We start from the raw sequence: 17,641 nt of genomic DNA, 5'->3' as shown, positions 1-17,641 counted from the left end.
ACCTCTTGCAGTCTCTGGTTAGCGAGAATACCATAGACAACTTGTCTCTGTCTCACGACAATATTGTCATGACCAATGATAGAAAGACCTTTGCTTCATTTGCCATCTGTTTGTCACTGATTGTGGTCATACCTCTTAGCGCACAGACTTCCTCAGAACAATTACAAAAATGGCGCAACGAAATCCGTCATGCTTTGTTTGTCCCGGCCTCCCTTCCTGCTCTCAATCCAAATACTTGGAGCAGCTTTTCTCCTGCTCCCGGCGTGATTGCTGATCGTGTTACCTATACAACCGAATATGGAATGCTCGTGCCGGCAATTGTTTACCGTCCTGCGAACGCCCGTAAAAAAGCTCCAGGCATCATCGTGGTTAATGGCCATGGCGCAGACAAAGCCAGCTGGTATTCCTGGTATACCGGCATTCTCTTTGCCAAGGCCGGGGCCGTCGTCCTCACTTATGACCCGATTGGCGAAGGTGAACGCAACGATCAACACGAAGACGGAACTGGCGAACATGACAGAATCATCACTGTTTCTGGTGTTGCACAACGGATGGGCGGTCTCATGCAGACGGATGTCATGCAGGCCGTCTCTTACCTGCGCAATCTTCCAGAAGTAGACAGCCACCGCATCGCCGTCCTCGGTTTTTCGATGGGATCTTTCGTAAGCGCAATCACCGGAGCCATTGATCCTCGCATTCATGCTGTGCTGCTTACTGGCGGTGGTGACCTTGACGGCTCCGGCGGATATTGGGATTCTAGCCATGCTGTTATGTGCCAGGCTGGTCCATGGCGCGCTCTTGCATTTCTTGGGGACCGACCTGCCGTGATCTATGCCCTGAATGCGCGGCGTGGTCCAACCTTTGTCATGAATGGGACCAGCGACACCGTCGTCGCGATTCCCGAACATGGACCTCAGTTCTTCGACGACCTTCGTCGGCGTGTTATTGCGATGAATGGATCCCCCAAAAATGTTTTTGAAACGTGGTTTGATCCGGGAGCCAGCCATCGTCCTGCCTGGCTGTTGAAACCTGCAGCAGAGTGGCTGAACAGCGTACTTCATTTCCCAAACTGGAATCCAGCGGGCATTCAGGAGCTTCCCGTGATCCGCATTGGCGACTGGGCGGCCATGCACGATGTGCATCTTAGCAAAAGCGACTTGCGCCCGGACCGCGCTGCGGGGTTGGAGGCCATAGACGCTGCTGTTCCAAAATTGACGCTTCAACAACTTACGGTGCTCCCCACGGATGCATGGCTGCGAGAAAAAGAACATTTGGTCTATTCGTCCTGGGTACGCAAAGCTATCGCAGACGCTGAGCATGGACATTGAGGTCATTGCCAGTCCGGCCTCACATTCTGATAAAGCGGCAGGCGAACCGATTTCTCAACTCCCGCTTCCCTCATCACACGCTTTGCGTCCACTGGCCACTCACCATTTGTGATGAAATGATCTTGCAGAATCAGGTCGTTCTCATAGTTTGTCCACATTCCGCCTGTTTGATTGCTGTCATGCCAGTTATCGATTGCTAAATTGTCAATCGAAATGCGTAATGGATACGCATGATGTACGGTGTTTATATTAAGCCACTCGCCATTGGGGTCTCGAACGACGTTGTTCCGCAGAGTAAGATAACGTGACCCTTCGTCAAGGTATAGGCCAACTCTTCCATGATTGTCATAGATAAAGTTCTCGGTAATGATTGTTCCCGGACTCGCTGAAAGGTTGTATATGGCCCCGCCATCATGAAAGAGCTTTTTGGCATCATGAATACGGTTTCCTGCCACTACCACATCGTGGTGCGTCGTCGGAATGTCGTAAATCTTGTTCTGCGGAAAATCGTATCCATGCATAAAGATGCGGTAGTTCGGATTTCCTCCCGGATCCTGAATTCCCCATCCATATCCAATGTCAATCGCATCGTAGGGCACATGTAAGATCTCATTGTGCAGGATGATTGCCCCTGCAACATAAGTGCTGAGAATGGCGCTGTTGTCCTGATAGTCCTCACTTACGGAATCAATAAGATTGTCACGAATGATGATTTGCCGATTGATCATTCGCGGATCGCGAGGATGGTGCGCGTCGCGCTGTACTCCGCCTGCCAGAATGGCCCCTCCAGCAATGTCTGTAAATACATTGGCGCTGATAGTGATGTCGCTCGCTCCCAGACCGGTTCCGGAAAACATTGCATCTGCATCGTTCCCGACACCCAGAGCATACTGGCCAAGGTGCGCAAAAATACAATGGTCAAACGTGATGCGCTGCGCTGCGGAAATTTGAATCGATGCAGGCATCTGGTTCCACTCATTTCGCATGCTCTCAAACTCACGGCAACCACGTGCGCAATCTACAATCGGATCCTGCGGATAAAGGAGGGCATGCCCAGCAAGATACGCCCCGCTCTGCTGGCTTGCATACCCTTCGCTGGTAGAAGGACCAAGCCAGCTTGTATGTGAGAAGCGGATACCATGAAACGAAAGGTCCTTGAGTGACGCATCAAGGCTTCCGCCCAGCGACATCAGCACCGCCAATTGTGGCAGCTCTACGTCCATCGTTTCAGGAGCTGCATCAGGTGGTAGACGGAGATAGAGTTGCCCTGCTGCCGGATCAAGATACCATTGTCCCGGCTGCTTTAAAAATGCCAATGAATTTGCAAGATAGAGATGTGCCAGCTCCGGATGAAATGGGGCTTCAATGGTGTCATATCCCCAAAGATTGTTCCTCCAGGCAGGCTGCTTCATCACGATCTTCCCACCGCTAATTTTCTCGACCGGAGAAATACGCAAAGTAAAAAATCCCGTTGCTCGCACCTCCATGCGATCTTGCTCTAAGGTTCTGCTCAGATATTCATATCTTGGGTCCTTCAGGAGGATTCCATCCCGTGTAAATTCCACCTGATCTCGCGGAATTTCTATTTGTGCTACGGGAGCCAGATGTCCGTTGACCCAAAGCTCCCGGGTATCGACTCCTACAGGAGTACTCGCTACATAAATTTGTTTTACTTGATCGTAAAGCTTCCAACCCGTAACCTTGACTGCACCGGAAATGACTGGACATGCTCCCGGTACGGCCGTCCACAACACATGATGTCCGTTTTGACCACCGTCTTCGGCAGAAAAGCGCAGTGTACGCGTCAACCGATAGATTCCATTTCCCAGTCTCACTTCCACATCATGCCCTCTATTTACAAGCCGGACTGCCTGCTGTGCTCGCTCCAGAGTGCGGAAAGGATGGGCAGGAGACCCGTCTCCAGAGTCATTTCCATTGGTTGAAACCATAAATACCATTGGCGCAGTCTGCGAGAACATCTCGGCAGGTTGCAGAAAAAAAGTAACAACGAAGATCGCACGGACCCATTTCATAAAATGTCCCATCTCAGGAGTTACCGTCGTTACACCTTTTCTACTGACACTTTGCGGGTTAGACATCCTTGCTTAAATCTTGCACAATTTTCTTTTATTTCTTTATCTTTGTCTATAATGAAAATACATTTCATTTTTGAATGATCCTGCATTCCCTGGATCGTAGCGCACCCGCTCCACAATAATCGTCCGGTCGTCCGGGACCTGCTGTGTCACCGTTTCCTGGTCGGCAATGAAGCGTAGCAGGTTCTCCGCTGCATTTGGATCCAGGTCATGCTCGCGCACCAACCGGCTCATTGCAGCGGCGCGCGGCATTTCGCGCAATTCGCGCACCAGCCTGCCAATTCGCTTGCCAAACTCCAGCGGGCGTCCGGCCGTGTCTCCATGCCAGAATGGCGTCCTTCCCGGCTCGCCGGGAGCTGGCGAAACCAGGACCCTGTCCTGGCGGATCTCGTCAATCCTCCACGTCGAGGCGCCCAACACAAAGGTGTCTCCAATTCGGCTTTCAAAGACCATCTCCTCGTCCAGCTCGCCCACACGCACTGGTTTGCCATTGTCTTTTGAAAGAAACACCCCATAAAGTCCCCGGTCGGGAATCGTCCCGGCATTCAGAATCGCCAGGTTCTTCGCCCCCTGGCGTGGCGTCAGAATGTTGCGTTCGCGGTCCCAGGTAATGCGTGGGCGCAACTCCGCAAATTCGTCCGATGGATACCGTCCCGCCAGCATGTCCAGCACGCCCTCAAACACCTCGCGACTGAGCGTTGCAAAGGGCGCCGCTCCGCGTACCAAAGCATAGACATCCTCCACTGCGATCCCATTCGCTGGAGTCGTGTCTGCCTGTACAGACATTTCCGCTGACCCGCTCGCCTGCTGGGCCGCTGATCCGGGTTCTGGCGGCTGGGCAACGATCGCCACAAGCTGCTGCGCGAGTACGTCCAGAGGATTCCGCAAATACCGTGTTACTTCTACGAGCCCTTCATGCATGGCACGTGTCACCGCAGCACACGCCACCAGGTCAGATCGGTACTTGGGAACAATCACTCCCTCGCTCGCAGCACCAACGCTGTGGCCCGCACGCCCAATGCGCTGCATCCCGCTGGCGACCGACGGAGGCGCCTCCACCTGCACCACCATGTCCACTGCGCCCATATCAATGCCCAGCTCAAGCGTTGATGTGGCCACCAAAGCGCGAATGGTTCCGGCCTTCAGTTGCTCCTCAATCTCCTGCCGCTTGGATGCAGCCAGAGAACCGTGATGTGCGCGCACCATCATTTCGCCTGCAAGATCATTCATCGCCGCGGCAATGCGCTCTGCAATTCTCCGGTTGTTTACAAAAATGATGGTGGACCGTCGTTCCCGGGTGATCTTTAGCAGCTTTGGATAAATCGCATTCCAGATGGAATCTCGCTTCGGCTCATTTGGGTTCTTGGGCTGTCTGGGACGGGCCATGTCTTCGACCGGGACCTCGACCCGCAACACCAGCTTCTTTGGCTCGCTCGTATCCACAATCGTCACCGGACGGAATGCAGGCACACTGGAATCTTCTGCACTGGACAAAGCAATCTCATCGGAAACAGGTCGGTGTGCACCCTGTTTCTGAGAGGGCACAAAATCCGGGCTGTCGATCCGTCGACTCGCTGCAACTGCCAGCGATACATTTTGCGGACCTTTGGAGCTCAACGGTTGCCCATCTGGACGACCAGCTCCGCCCAGAAATCGAGCTATCTCTTCAAGCGGTCTTTGTGTTGCTGAAAGCCCAATCCGCTGGAGCGGTTTCTTCGTGATCGCCTCCAGCCTTTCCAGACTCAGCGCCAGATGCGCCCCGCGTTTTGTTGGCACCAGTGCGTGGATTTCATCCACAATGACCGTCTCTACGGTCCGCAGCGCAGCCGCTGCCTCTGAAGTCAGCAGCAGATAAAGGGATTCAGGCGTTGTAATCAGGATCTCTGCCGGATGCCGCCGAAACCGGGCCCTTTCTTTTTGCGGAGTGTCCCCGGTCCGTACACTGATTTCCGGTCGGTGGAAGGCCACATCTCTGCGCCTGGCTGTCTCTGCTATGCCGGCTAGCGGCACACGCAAATTTCGCTCCACATCCACGGCCAGCGCCTTTAATGGACTTACATATAGAATTCGGCATCCAGCTCCCTCTTGCGATCTCAGTTTTCGCATTCCGGAAGAGAGAGCCGGGGTTGGCTTATGTTGGACCTTCTTTGCATCCTGCTGCGTGAAATCGCTGATCTGCTTGGGGGATGCCTTACCGGAAAGCATCAGTTGGTCCAGGCACCACAAAAACGCCGCCAGCGTTTTGCCTGTCCCGGTCGGGGCCAGAATCAGGGTGCTTTCACCTCGTGCAATCGCGGGCCACCCCATCCTCTGCGGGGCCGTTGGCGTACCCAGCGCCGTACGAAACCACTCCGCCGTTACGGGATGAAACAGATGGAGAATGTCTTCTGGCTCCTGTCGCTGCATGGTCTTCCATCAGTGTAGAGCCGTCACCCTGTCTGTCGAAGGTCTTTCCCTTTGCAGGGAAAACACGAGATTCATTCAGGAATGTAATAACAGACATTCCGATGCAGGACAGGCCGCCATCCTGGCTGATGAGCGCACTCACTTGGACCGAGCAGGAGGAAACCGTCTGAACGCAGCGATGCGTGCACGCGGCTCAGGATGGACTGCTGCGTCGCACTGGAAAAGTAAAAGAGCACGTTTCGCAACAGGATTCCATCAAATTTCGTCAAAAACGGGGCGAAATGCAGCAGGTTCTTTTGCTCAAAACGGCAAATGGCGCGCAGCGCAGGATCCACTTCCCACTCTTCGCCATCGCGCCGGAAATACCGAAGCAGATATCTCGCAGGCAGACCGCGGTTTACCTCAAAACGCTGATAGCGACCGCGGCGGGCACGCTGGATCATGGTTGCATGGAGGTCGGTGCCCAGAATCTCAATCTTCCAGTCTGCCAGATGAGGGAAGCCGTCGCGCAGTAACATGGCCAGCGAGTATGCTTCCTGTCCGCTTGAACAGGCCGCACTCCAGAACAGCAGCCGCCGTTCTGCTCTGCGCGCACGAATGAGCCTTGGCAGCAGTTCTTCTCGCAGCAGGTCAAAGGGTGCATGGTCGCGGAAAAAGCTGGTTTCGTTGATGGTCATGGCCTCAACCACGGACTGCTCCAGCAATGGATCAGAGGCAAACCGCAGCTGATGGACGAGTTCTCCCAGGCTGCTCATTCCGAGGCTCTGCCAAAGCGAACGCAGCCGGGCCTCAAAGAGATTGTTTCGCAATGGATCCAGAGCATTCCCGGAACGGCTCTGAATCAACTGACGCAGAAATGCCAAGTCCACTTCGCTGCATAACATCTAAGCGCTCGCTTTCTTCACAGCGAAGGCGGAGGACGGCATACACATCCTGACCAGCTCAGCGGCCATGGTATGCAGAGGCAGAATCCGGTGTGCCAGCCCAGCCTCTGCCACCGCGCCTGGCATTCCCCACACAGCACTGGTCTCCGGGTCTTGCACAATCACCTGGCCTCCCGACGCACAAATCGCCCTACATCCCTGCACGCCATCTGTGCCCATTCCTGTCAGCACGACCCCAGCTACCCCTTCACCGCAGACTTCTGCGGCGGAGCGAAAAAGCAGATCGACCGAAGGACGGCAGAAGTCGCCTGGGACCGGAGGAAGCATACGGAAAACAAGACCATGCCTGAAGGCCGCTCTCGTCAACTGTAGATGCTGGTCTCCCTGGGCGAGATAAATGTGCCCTGCAGCAATGCGCTCACCGGCCATGGCCTCGCAGACCTTCAGATGACAAACTCGGTCCAGGCGCTCCGCCAACAGAGATGTGAACAGGCGCGGCATGTGCTGCGCAATCACCACAGGAACAGGAAAATCTGCGGGAAGTTGCGGCAGGAAGGTTTCCAGTGCGGCCGGACCGCCCGTGGAAACTCCAATGACCACCATGGTCACTGCTCCGGGCCGGCTGCCGATCTGGGGCCTGACCGCAGTGGAGTGCCCGGATGTGAAAAGCGCGCGCACCCTGGGCAGTAATTCGCGGGTCAGGCTGGCCACCGCATCGGCCGTCCCGTGCTGTGCCGTTGGTTTGGCAACATAGTCGTTTGCTCCCCGCGCCAGCGCCTCCAGCGTAATGGCCGCGCCGCGCCGCGTGAGGGTGCTGCACATGATGACCTTCACCGGATGGCGGCGCTGACGCAATTGAGTCAGCATTTCAAGACCATTCATGCGCGGCATCTCAATATCCAGCAGGACCAGATCGGGCTTCAACCGCTCGACAGCATCCAGTGCGCTCAGGCCGTCGGCAGCCATGCCCGCAAGCTCAATCGCTGGATCCGAAGCCAGCACAATGCGCAGCAGACTGCGCATCACCAGAGAATCGTCCACCACTAGGACACGGACCCGACCAGAATGCATGTTCTCTACGCCCGCGCTAGTCCAACCATGTGGATCTTTTCAAACAGAGACTCTTCATCAAATGGCTTCATCAGATATTCGTCGGCTCCAGCTGCCAGCGCAGCTTCAATGTAAGCATGGTCCGCTTCCGTCGTCACCATCACAATCTTCATTGCAGAGTATTCAGGCAGACGCCGCAGCACCTTGACGAGTTCCAGACCGTTCATCACAGGCATATTGACATCCACCAGGGCCAGATCGAACGGACCAGAAGCAGCAAGAGCGTCGAGCGCCATTTTTCCGTTCTCGGCGTTGACGCATTGCAGCGAATGCGCCTCCAAGAGGGCACAGAGGAAGCTCCGGATAAAACTGGAATCATCCACAATGAGCACCTTCATCCGGCCTCCTGCTCCATTCCAGTCAGACGTATCGGATCGAGCCGCTCCGGATCAAGCAGGACAAGCAGACCATCTTTCAACTTGTATGTTCCAGCAAATAGCGCTCTTCTGCGGTCATCAAGGGTGGATGGATTGCCTTCAAAATCTGCTGGCGACACGACCAGCACGTCGCTGACTTGATCCACCAGAAGGCCAAAGTAACCGTCCTGGCCCTCAAAGACAAGCACATCCCCGCCAGTTTCGAGGCGTGGCATCTCAAGAAGTCTTCGCAGTGAAACCGTTGTCAGCACCTCTCCCCGATAGTGGGCCAGGCCGTCAATCCATTCCGGTGCGAGAGGAACAGGATGCGTGGCTGGCTGACCGAGAATCTCAAGAATTCGCATGACAGGAACGCCAAACAGCGTTTCTCCCACGCGCACCGAGCACATCTCAATGCCGTCCTCTGTCGCGATGGCAGCGCTCATTGGTTCCACTCCAGTCCTCCTGCCGGAAGCGCCGGCACGGCCTCCAGAGGAATGATGCTTGTCACCTTCTCATGCAAAAGAGTCACATTTTTCGCTGCAGCATGGGTCCCAGCTTCTTCGAGCGGCCGGCCATCGGCCACATCCAGCACATGACAAACAGCCACTCCTACATGCCGCGCTCCATCGCGGCAGACGACCACTGTCATTTCCTCGCCAGGCAGGCTGGTGCTATGCAGGGGCAGCAGGGATCCTTCAAAGCGCAGAACGGGAACCCCGCGTAGCCACTCCACCTTTGCGCGCGGAATACGCTCAATGCGCAAGACCTTGTCCAAGGGCACTGCCATCTGCTCCTGCCCGCTCTGCATTAGCAGATATTCAGTGGCCCCATTTCGCGCTTCGGCTTCGACCACCTCGTGCACGTCCTCCTCAAGAGCCATGCCAATGTTGGCCCGCGTCGCAATCGCGCCGGGATCCAGGATTAATGCCATCTCACCATTGCCGAGCACCGTCGCCCCGGAAAACAATCCAATTTGCTTCAATACCAGGGAAAGGGGCTTGACCACGATTTCTTCAGGATCCGCCAGTCCATCCACCACCAGGCCATAGCGTCGTCCTTCCGCATTGAGCACGGCGATGTAGACATCACTCTCGCGCACCGGCTCCCTGCACTGCTTGAGGAGGGCATCGAGAAATACCAAAGGCAGCAGTTTGCCACGCAACCGATAAAGCGCGACACCCTCCAACCATTCCAGCTGGGCCTTGGCCTGATCAGCGGTAAGGTGGACCAGCTCGGAAAGTGCCCCCTGAGGCAGTGCAAAGCTTTGTCCTCGACTCCGCACAATCAACGCAGGTACGATGGCCAGGGTCAGCGGAATTCGCAGCCGGAGCGTCGTCCCCTTACCGGACCGGCTGTCGATCTCCACCTTGCCGCCGATCTTCTCAACGTTCGTGCGAACAACGTCCATGCCCACACCACGCCCGGAAACATTCGTGATGGCCTCGGCGGTCGAGAACCCAGGCAGAAAAATCAATTGCATCAGTTCGCGGTCCGTGAGCTGCGCCGCCCGCTCCCGCGTAATAAGCTTTCGCTCCAGGGCTTTGTCACGGATACGCTCCACCTTCATTCCACCGCCATCATCCATGACCTCAATGATGACGTAGCTGCCTTCCTGATAGGCCCGCAGCTTGACCGTGCCTTCTGCATCCTTGCCGGCCGCCGTGCGCATGTGGGGGGCCTCAATACCGTGATCAATAGCATTGCGGACCGAATGCGTGAGCGGGTCTTTAATGGCTTCCAACAGGCTTTTGTCCAGCTCAGTTTCCTGTCCTTCCATCACCAGCCGCACACGCTTATTGAGCTGCTGGGCCAGATCGCGCACCATGCGCGGAAACTTAGAGAACACATGGCTTACCGGCTGCATGCGCGCTTTCATGACCGCTTCTCGCAGGTCAGCCGTCACCATATCCAGCCGTCGCGAGAGCAGCGTCAGATCTGAGTCCGCGCCCACACGTTGAAGAATCTGGTTGCGCGTCAAAACCAGCTCTCCCACCAGATTCATCATGCGGTTCAGCAGATCGACATCCACGCGCAACGTGGATTCCGCCGTGCTGGCTCCGGTTCGCGCCTGCACCACCTGCGCTTCAGCCTGATACAACTCCATAGAGCACTGCGGCGTTTCTTGCCCGGCAGCTTGTACCTGAGATGAAGGCGAGATGGCCATCGCACTCATCGCTGCGGACTTTTTGGTTGTCTGCCGTCGTTTCTTTCTAGACCTCTGGACGCCTGGCTCTTCCTGGACCGCTCTTTGCGGCTCTGAGAGTGCTTGCAGGCGCAGGACCATGGCCGAATCATCGCCCTCACCTTCACTGCCCTCTTTCTCAATATTTCCCAGAATCGCGCGCAGAGCATCCAGCAGCGACAATAATGCGCTAATGATCTCTGCGTTGGCTGCCAGTCTACCCTCGCGCAGAAGACCGAGCAGGTTTTCTCCGGAATGCGCCAGCCTTTCCAGCCGCGAGAAGCCAAGAAAACCCGTGGTCCCTTTGATGGTATGGACCGAGCGAAAGATTTCGGCCAGTAATTCGCCGTCCTGCGGATGCTGTTCCAGATCCGTGAGACAGCGCTCCATGCGGTCTAACCCTTCCTGGCTTTCAATGAGAAATTCCCGAGTCAGATCATCCACGTAAAAGTTATCGGAACGGAGAGGGAAAACTTGAACAGCCGGGGAAGTTGCCTGCAGACGGTTTCCTCGGTAGCCTCAGAAATGTGAGACCAGAGACCACGCCGGAAAAGATACAGGAGTTACAAAATGCGGCCGCAGCCGCAGCAAAAAATGCTTATGCCCCCTATTCTGGCTTTCGGGTGGGCGCAGCGCTGCTTTTTGACGATGGTTCGATGGTTACCGGATGCAATGTTGAAAACATTTCTTATGGGCTTACGATTTGCGCCGAACGTGCGGCCCTGGTCCGGGCCATCTCAGAATCAGCAGCACAGCGCAGAATTGTAGCTGTTGTGATTACAAATTTGAATGGAGCAGCCAGTCCGCCCTGCGGTGCATGCCGTCAGATGCTGGGTGAATTCGTCGCGGAAGATGCTGTGGTCTATTTTGCCAACGGCCAAGGCGGGACACGCGCGGTGCCCTTTGCTGAGCTGCTTCCCTACGGTTTCTCTGACTGGAAAAACAATGCATCCTGTTGATCTGATTCGCAAAAAACGTGATGGGGAGGAACTCTCTGCCGAAGAAATTCAATTTCTTGCCCAAGGGGCCGCGCAGGGCAGTATCCCGGAGGAGCAACTCGCTGCATGGCTGATGGCCGCCTTTCTGCGTGGCCTTTCTCTGGCAGAAGTGGATGCGCTCACCACGGCGATGCGCTTTTCCGGAGAGGTGTTTGATTCCTCCACGCTGGGAAAATTTGCCGTGGACAAGCACTCAACGGGCGGCGTGGGCGATAAAACCTCTCTTCTGGTTGCTCCGATTGCCGCCGCCGCCGGGCTGGCTGTGCCCATGATTAGCGGGCGCGCCCTGGGCCATACCGGGGGCACCCTGGACAAGCTGGAGAGCATTCCCGGCTATCGTACACAGCTTTCGTTAAAGGAAATGGAAAGCGTGCTCACGAAGGTGGGCGCCAGCATCGTAGGCCAAACCCAGGACTTGGTGCCGGCGGACCGGGTCCTCTACGCGCTCCGTGACCGCACTTCCACGGTGGAGAGCCCTTACCTCATCTGCGCCTCAATCATGAGCAAGAAGCTGGCAGCCGGGTTGAATGGCCTGGTATTGGATGTCAAGACCGGCTCTGGGGCCTTTTTGCGACGCAAGGAGGATGCACTTTTTCTTGCGGCCTTGATGGTAGAAACCGGAGAGCGTGCCGGGACCCATACGGCTGCCCTGCTGACGAATATGGACCAGCCTTTGGGACACATGGCAGGCAACTGGATTGAGGTCTGGGAATCACTGGAGCTGTTGCAGGGAAAACGCGACCCATTGAGTGAAGACCTGCGCGAGCTTTCTTTGGCGCTTGCCGGATGGATGCTCTTTCTCGGAGGCGTGACCCGCACGGCGGAGGAAGGCCGCCAGTCTGCCGAAGAGATCCTTACTTCCGGCGAGGCACTCAAGGTCTTTACACAGATGGTCGCGGCCCACGGCGGCGATACGACCCCGCTGGGCCAACCGGCCCAATTTCATAAACCTGGTGTCAGCAAAGAGCTTTGTGCAGAGCGCTCCGGGTATCTCGCCCACATTGATTGCACAGCCGCAGGCTGGGCAGTCCAGAGGCTGGGCGCTGGACGCGAACGGGCGGGAGAACCGGTGGACCCCTTTGCCGGAATTGAGTGGTACGTGAAGCTGGGATCTCCGATCAAGGCTGGTCAGCCGCTTTGCACCATGTTTAGCGGCCAAGCATCCCGCTTCAGCGAGCCCGAGGCCCTGCTGCGCAAGGCACTTGTGATTGCAGACAAACCTGTTGAAGAAGGGCCGCTCATCCAGGGCATCATCACGGCGGAAAACAGAAAAGAATTCCTAAAGACCACGAACCCCTCATAGGATAGTGGTGAACAGGAGAACAATTTGGGACGATTTACGGGTGTCTTAGGACTGCTCACCATGCTTGCCCTGGCCTGGGGCTTTTCCACAAACCGTAAGGCCATTCGGTGGCGCACGGTCTTTTGGGGTCTCGGCCTGCAATTGTTGTTTGCCTTCATTGTGCTGGACTTCACCTGGGGACAGCGTATTCTTGGGGCCGCAGGTGCGGCCGTGACCAAATTACTTTCCTATGCCTATTACGGATCCAGCTTTGTCTTTGGGGAGCTCGGTCGGCAGCACTCTTCCTTCGGGAGCATTTTTGCCTTCCAGGTCCTGCCGACAATTATTTTCATTTCGGCCTTTTTTGCTGTGCTGTACCACCTTGGTGTCATGCAGTGGCTCATCCAGATTTTTGCGCGGCTCATGCAACTGACGCTGCGCGTCAGTGGAGCTGAAAGTTTGAATGTAGCGGCCAGCATTTTCATGGGCCAAACAGAAGCACCCCTGACGATCCGGCCATTTCTGCCCGGCGCAACACAATCGGAACTGATGACCATCATGACCAGTGGGATGGCGCATGTCTCCGGCGGCATCATGGCGGCCTACATCCTTTATGGAATTGAAGCGCAGCACCTGCTTGCGGCCGTGATTATGACGGCGCCGGGCACGATCCTCGTATCAAAGATGCTGGTCCCGGAAACGGAAATACCCGCAACCCAGGGTACGATCCATATGCCCAAAGAGGCAGAACATCAAGAGGAAAACCTGCTGGGGGCCATTGCACGCGGCACCATCGATGGAGGACGCCTGGCCTTGAATGTAGCCATCATGCTCATCTCGTTTATTGCACTCATTGCGCTGACCAATGGGATGCTTGGCGGTTTGCACAACTGGCTCGGTACTCATCATGTTCCCTTCCCGTCGAAGCTCGATTCGATTCTGGGCGCGATTTTTGCGCCCATCGCATGGCTGATTGGTGTGCCCTGGCACGACGCCAAAATTGTGGGCAATCTGCTGGGTACACGCATGGTCATCAATGAGGTCGTGGCCTATTCCATGCTGGGAACACAGAAGGCCATGATGGACTTTCGCTCCTTTACCATTGCCACCTTTGCCTTATGTGGATTTGCCAACCTTAGCTCTATCGGGATTCAGATTGGCGGCATTGGCGCGTTGGCCCCGAATCGCCGGAATGATCTGGCGCGTCTCGGTCTCCGTGCCATGCTCGCTGGAACCATGGCAAATCTGATGTCGGCATCGATTGTGGGGATCCTGATGCGGTGATGCAGATCAGAAATAGGTTTTTCCTAACTGAATGAAGAATTTGTAATGCCCGACGTCTCCGATCGCGCCGCCAAATACGACCGGACCGAAAAGGGTATTGATGATAAATCCCGCGGAGCCATCTGAGGGCAAATGCGAGGTGTCTTTCAGATAATAGGCCTTTCCGACATCCGCCCCTGCAAAGAACAGGACCTTTCCACCCACCAGCGGAGAAAGCGCTCCGGTCTGCCGGACATAGCCCCCTTGAAAAAGAAAATACTGGTTTGTCAGCAGCTCGTTGGTGTTGTAGGCGGGAATACGAAAAGATCCTCCCAGGGAAAAAGGCTGCAATCCGGCTGGATTCTGCGTTAGCGTACTGCCTCCGGAAGCACCCAAATATATCGAAGACCGCTGCGTGAATGGAACAAAGCCTAGGCTGGTCATCTCCACCAGAGGAAATGGTTTCTGTGCGCCGGGCTTGGCATCCCACCACTCTGCACGGGCCTGCAGCCGTAGTCCACGCATGGGTGTGAGCGGGCTGTCCAGACCATCATAGGTAAAGCGCGCGTGGGTATCTCCTTCTCGGCCCTGCGCACGAGGATAGAGCTGCGGGTCCCCCACGTTGGGATAAAGCTTCTGTTCGGCCGTCTCATAACCGAGTCGCAACTGAGCAGATCGTCCAAAGAAATAGCCAGCATCCATCTGGCTGCCAAGCGTACGATTGCGGTATTCGGCGATCAGCCCCTTTCTGGAATAGAGATTGAGCGGGGCGTTATCACCAAACAATCTTGGAGCAAGAAAGAGGGTATGGGAAGAGTTGAGAGGAAACAGATATTCAGAAGAGGCCAGATACTCTGAACCAAGCAGAACATCATTCCGCAGTTCTGCTCCATATTTACCAAGATCAAGAACCGTAAGTCGCGCCCCTACACTCAGGATCACATTCTTGTAGTCCCAGCCATCTATCAGTACAAGCGGCCGCAGAATATTTTTTCCAAAAGGGTCTGCAACGCCACTTACCTCGATTCCCGGCGCGCCAGAAAGATTTGTGGTAAGTCCATAACTCAGGTTAGACACCCGCTGATCGCTGGCAATGGCCGTAAGCTGACTGGCAATCTTGTCCGGCCGGATCGGTTGATGAAGGTCGGGCTGAAGTTCCTTCTCGATTTGCTGCGCGTCCTGCCTGGTAACACCTTCCACCTTCACAAATTGAGGGACCGGGACTGTTCTCATCCGTCTTTTGCGCACGGCCAGATACTCCTTCCATGAGGCATCGTCCAGGGAAAACCGCCGGAGAAGGTTCGCTTTGCTTGCCGCCGCTTGGTAGCCCTTCTGGATCAGGACGTCTGCCTTGTCATAGTCAAGGGCTGTGTAGTCCTGTAAAGGAACCGTAACAAGAACGTCCGCTTGCTCAATGCTGTTCAGCTCGTTCGCAGCAATCATTACGCTGAGGCTGCGGCCAAGCACTGCAACCGTGGACAATTTTTCAGCAGGCTTGAGTGATGCCGTCTGCAGGTAAACGGCGATGGTGATGTCTGCACCCATTTGTTTTGCAACATCAACCGGAAGATTATCGAGCAGACCGCCATCGGCATAGACGGCGTTGCCGGTGCGCACAGGCGCGAAGATCCCCGGCAGCGACATGGTCGCGCGCATTGCCTGTGCCAGTGATCCTGAACGGAATACATGTTTGCTGCCTGAAACCAGGTCGGTAGCAACACAGGCAAATGGCGTTGGCAGGTCGTCAAATTGACGCACTTCCGAATAAGGAAGTGCGATTTTGTCCAGGAGCAACTGGACCTGTTGCCCTGCTTTGTAACCTTCCTGCAAATAGATTCTTTTGCCTACTCCGAACAGCACATCCATCGGATATTGGCTGCGGTCTTCTTTACGGCGGAAGGAAAGCTCTCGATACGGTGTGCCATCGCTGAGAATTTCATTCCAATCAATTCCCTGCACCAGAGCGCGGATCTGCTCCGGGGTTTCACCCGCAGCATAGGCCCCTCCCACAAGACCGCCCATACTGGTGCCGGCAATCATGTCAATGGGGATATGGTTTTCCTCCATCCATTGCAGTGCGCCAATATGCGCCAAACCCAGAGCACCGCCTCCATCGAGAACAAGACCGATGCGGGGCCTGTGATTGTCCTGCGCCCCTACCTGCAAGGGTTGTGCAAGGACGAAAACAAATCCAGAAACGAAGATTTTCAGCAGCTTGCGCATGGCTGCTGCAAACATATCAGAAATGGAAGACCCCTTTTGCGGCGATCTGCGCTTGGCTGCGCATTACTGAATACGGAAGGTCCTAAGCATCTGCTCATAGGTCGCGCGCAGTGACTCAAAATCTTTCTGCGGTGCCACGAAGACCAGATAGCTGAGCGACCCGTCACTCCGCGAAATCGCAACCAGCCAGTCGCGTTCGGCAGCCCCTCCAGCAGACGCACCCTGATTGACAAACTCTACGCTCTTTCCCGGTTGCTTGTTGACCAGAACATCCTGAATGCTGGTTGCTGGTTTCATTCCGGGATTTCCTTGCTGTATCGTAGCAATCAACTGATTGGTCGCCGCAGCGAGATCCATGGACTGGTCCGGGCGATAATCGTCAATGATGACTCCGTAGATTGTGACGTTGTTGATGATACCGCCGGAAGGCGCAATGGTTGCAGCGTTTCCGGCCTGCTCCGTGGCCATCCAGTTGCCTGGATACTGGACAGAAAAACCTGCGCTGTCGAGCTGTTTCCAGCTTCCATCGGGCTTAAAGTCCACCGGCTTTGAAGGAACCGCCACTGCTGCACCATTGGCATTTTTCCATGCACCACTTGAAATCTGCTGCGCAGTGTATGGCTTCATGCCTGCCACGAGTTTTTTGATCTTTTGAAACTCCGGTGTGGTTTTTATCCAGTTTGTGCGCGGAGGCAGCGTGGCAATCTCATCATTCACATATTCCGTACGGTTACCTGGATTCGGGTGATCGCTCAAGAACTGGGCACCACCTGATCCATACTTGCTTTGAATAATTTCAAAAAACTGCACCATGCCGCGCGGATCATAGCCAGCATCGTAAGCGATGTCGGTACCCATAAGATCTGCCTGCTTTTCAGACTCCCGAGACATTTTCAGGAAGGTCATTCCGGCAGCAGCCCCGACTCCCTGCGCGGCCAGAGCGCCGCCTGCTCCGGGAATAAAAATACCTGCGGCCAGTTGCCCCAGCGCCCACCAAGGCGCCTGGGACTGCTGCCTGGTAATGTTGCAGGTAGCGTGACGCATGACCACATGGGAAATCTCGTGCGCCATTACTCCGGCAAGCTGTGCCTCTGTTTCCGCTGCCTGAATCGTGCCCAGATTTACAAAAATAGGGCCCCCCGGAAGCGCAAAAGCATTAATGTCTGCTTGATTCACAACGTGAAACTCATACGGCCATCGATAGCCAGGAGCATATTGGGTCAGCTTCTTGCCCAACTGTTGCACATACTGCGTCACCGGGCTGGAATCGGGCAGCACGGGCATCGTTTTATATACCTGTTGCGCGGCCTTTCTCCCCTCGGCGATTTCGCGCTCCACAGAAAACGCATTTTTGCATGGCGGTGGTTGCTGAAAGGTCGCGCTCGCCGGAAAGCACGCTCCCAGAAAGAGCAGCCATGTTGCGACAAAGGAACAACGTATCTTCATCGTGTTATTCTCGCTTGATTAATAAACTTCCGAGTGAGGTTGCCTGGTCCACCCACATTGTCCG

At 55.5% G+C, this 17,641-nt stretch carries 12 protein-coding genes and 1 pseudogene; 4 read left to right on the top strand and 9 right to left on the bottom strand.

All coding sequences use genetic code 11. The features are described 5' to 3' along the window. Window positions 1-41: 41 nt before the first annotated feature. On the top strand, window positions 42-1,328 hold the full coding sequence (locus tag N655_RS0112675; protein ID WP_202900338.1) for an alpha/beta hydrolase family protein: 1,287 nt from the start codon (window positions 42-44) through the stop codon (window positions 1,326-1,328). Window positions 1,329-1,330: 2 nt separating this feature from the next. On the opposite strand, the gene N655_RS18870 is transcribed toward N655_RS0112675, so the two are convergent. From N655_RS18870 to N655_RS0112640, 7 genes and pseudogenes are all read right to left on the bottom strand, one after another. Next, on the bottom strand, window positions 1,331-3,361 hold the full coding sequence (locus N655_RS18870) for a right-handed parallel beta-helix repeat-containing protein (protein ID WP_155987590.1): 2,031 nt from the start codon (window positions 3,359-3,361) through the stop codon (window positions 1,331-1,333). Window positions 3,362-3,511: 150 nt separating this feature from the next. After that, window positions 3,512-5,830, bottom strand: a pseudogene (locus N655_RS18865) (DEAD/DEAH box helicase); the annotation flags it as partial. A 71-nt stretch (window positions 5,831-5,901) separates the two neighbouring features. Next, complete coding sequence (locus tag N655_RS18860; RefSeq protein ID WP_044934636.1) at window positions 5,902-6,714, bottom strand: CheR family methyltransferase; 813 nt, start codon at window positions 6,712-6,714, stop codon at window positions 5,902-5,904. Continuing rightward, window positions 6,715-7,785 carry a protein-glutamate methylesterase/protein-glutamine glutaminase gene (locus N655_RS0112655; RefSeq protein WP_044934633.1) on the bottom strand — a complete coding sequence of 357 codons (1,071 nt, stop codon included), beginning with the start codon at window positions 7,783-7,785 and terminating at the stop codon, window positions 6,715-6,717. A 5-nt stretch (window positions 7,786-7,790) separates the two neighbouring features. Further along, window positions 7,791-8,162 carry a response regulator gene (locus N655_RS0112650; RefSeq protein WP_026443281.1) on the bottom strand — a complete coding sequence of 124 codons (372 nt, stop codon included), beginning with the start codon at window positions 8,160-8,162 and terminating at the stop codon, window positions 7,791-7,793. Further along, entirely contained in the window at window positions 8,159-8,626 is a 468-nt protein-coding gene (locus N655_RS18855) for a chemotaxis protein CheW (protein WP_049961419.1), read from the bottom strand. The genes N655_RS0112650 and N655_RS18855 overlap by 4 nt, the downstream gene beginning before the upstream one ends. Beyond that, on the bottom strand, window positions 8,623-10,809 hold the full coding sequence (locus N655_RS0112640; RefSeq protein ID WP_026443280.1) for a chemotaxis protein CheW: 2,187 nt from the start codon (window positions 10,807-10,809) through the stop codon (window positions 8,623-8,625). Before N655_RS0112640 ends, N655_RS18855 begins: the two co-directional genes overlap by 4 nt. Window positions 10,810-10,892: 83 nt before the next feature. Here N655_RS0112640 and N655_RS0112635 point away from each other — a divergent pair, with 83 nt between their 5' ends. Genes N655_RS0112635 through N655_RS0112625 form a run of 3 tightly spaced genes read left to right on the top strand, consistent with a single transcriptional unit; the run spans window position 10,893 to window position 13,929 of the window. Further along, a complete protein-coding gene (locus N655_RS0112635) occupies window positions 10,893-11,324 on the top strand; it encodes a cytidine deaminase (protein ID WP_026443279.1) in 432 nt (143 codons plus the stop codon). After that, window positions 11,311-12,666, top strand: a complete 1,356-nt coding sequence (locus N655_RS0112630) for a thymidine phosphorylase (protein WP_026443278.1) — start codon at window positions 11,311-11,313, stop codon at window positions 12,664-12,666. Before N655_RS0112635 ends, N655_RS0112630 begins: the two co-directional genes overlap by 14 nt. A gap of 24 nt (window positions 12,667-12,690) precedes the next feature. Then, entirely contained in the window at window positions 12,691-13,929 is a 1,239-nt protein-coding gene (locus tag N655_RS0112625) for a NupC/NupG family nucleoside CNT transporter (protein ID WP_026443277.1), read from the top strand. A gap of 6 nt (window positions 13,930-13,935) precedes the next feature. Here N655_RS0112625 and N655_RS0112620 read toward each other — a convergent pair whose 3' ends face one another. Together N655_RS0112620 and N655_RS18850 are read right to left on the bottom strand one after the other, a co-directional pair. Beyond that, window positions 13,936-16,131 carry a patatin-like phospholipase family protein gene (locus N655_RS0112620; protein WP_162173554.1) on the bottom strand — a complete coding sequence of 732 codons (2,196 nt, stop codon included), beginning with the start codon at window positions 16,129-16,131 and terminating at the stop codon, window positions 13,936-13,938. A gap of 63 nt (window positions 16,132-16,194) precedes the next feature. After that, the gene (locus N655_RS18850; protein WP_049961418.1) at window positions 16,195-17,577 is read right to left on the bottom strand and encodes a M48 family metallopeptidase; all 1,383 of its coding nucleotides are present in this window, start codon (window positions 17,575-17,577) and stop codon (window positions 16,195-16,197) included. Window positions 17,578-17,641: the final 64 nt, after the last annotated feature.

Origin of the sequence: Pseudacidobacterium ailaaui (assembly GCF_000688455.1) — a bacterium.
GTDB classification, from domain to species: domain Bacteria; phylum Acidobacteriota; class Terriglobia; order Terriglobales; family Acidobacteriaceae; genus Pseudacidobacterium; species Pseudacidobacterium ailaaui.
The sequence above is the reverse complement of the archived record's forward strand: the minus strand, read 5'-3'. Positions and strand labels throughout refer to the sequence as shown.

Excerpts from the sequence above, each read along its gene's own strand:
- N655_RS18870 (WP_155987590.1), bottom strand. The coding sequence starts at position 3,361 with ATGAAATGGGTCCGTGCGATCTTCGTTGTTACTTTTTTTCTGCAACCT.
- N655_RS18850 (WP_049961418.1), bottom strand. The coding sequence starts at position 17,577 with ATGAAGATACGTTGTTCCTTTGTCGCAACATGGCTGCTCTTTCTGGGA.
- N655_RS18860 (WP_044934636.1), bottom strand. The coding sequence starts at position 6,714 with ATGTTATGCAGCGAAGTGGACTTGGCATTTCTGCGTCAGTTGATTCAG.
- N655_RS18855 (WP_049961419.1), bottom strand. The coding sequence starts at position 8,626 with ATGAGCGCTGCCATCGCGACAGAGGACGGCATTGAGATGTGCTCGGTG.
- N655_RS0112620 (WP_162173554.1), bottom strand. The coding sequence starts at position 16,131 with ATGCGCAAGCTGCTGAAAATCTTCGTTTCTGGATTTGTTTTCGTCCTT.
- N655_RS0112650 (WP_026443281.1), bottom strand. The coding sequence starts at position 8,162 with ATGAAGGTGCTCATTGTGGATGATTCCAGTTTTATCCGGAGCTTCCTC.
- N655_RS0112655 (WP_044934633.1), bottom strand. The coding sequence starts at position 7,785 with ATGCATTCTGGTCGGGTCCGTGTCCTAGTGGTGGACGATTCTCTGGTG.
- N655_RS0112630 (WP_026443278.1), top strand. The coding sequence starts at position 11,311 with ATGCATCCTGTTGATCTGATTCGCAAAAAACGTGATGGGGAGGAACTC.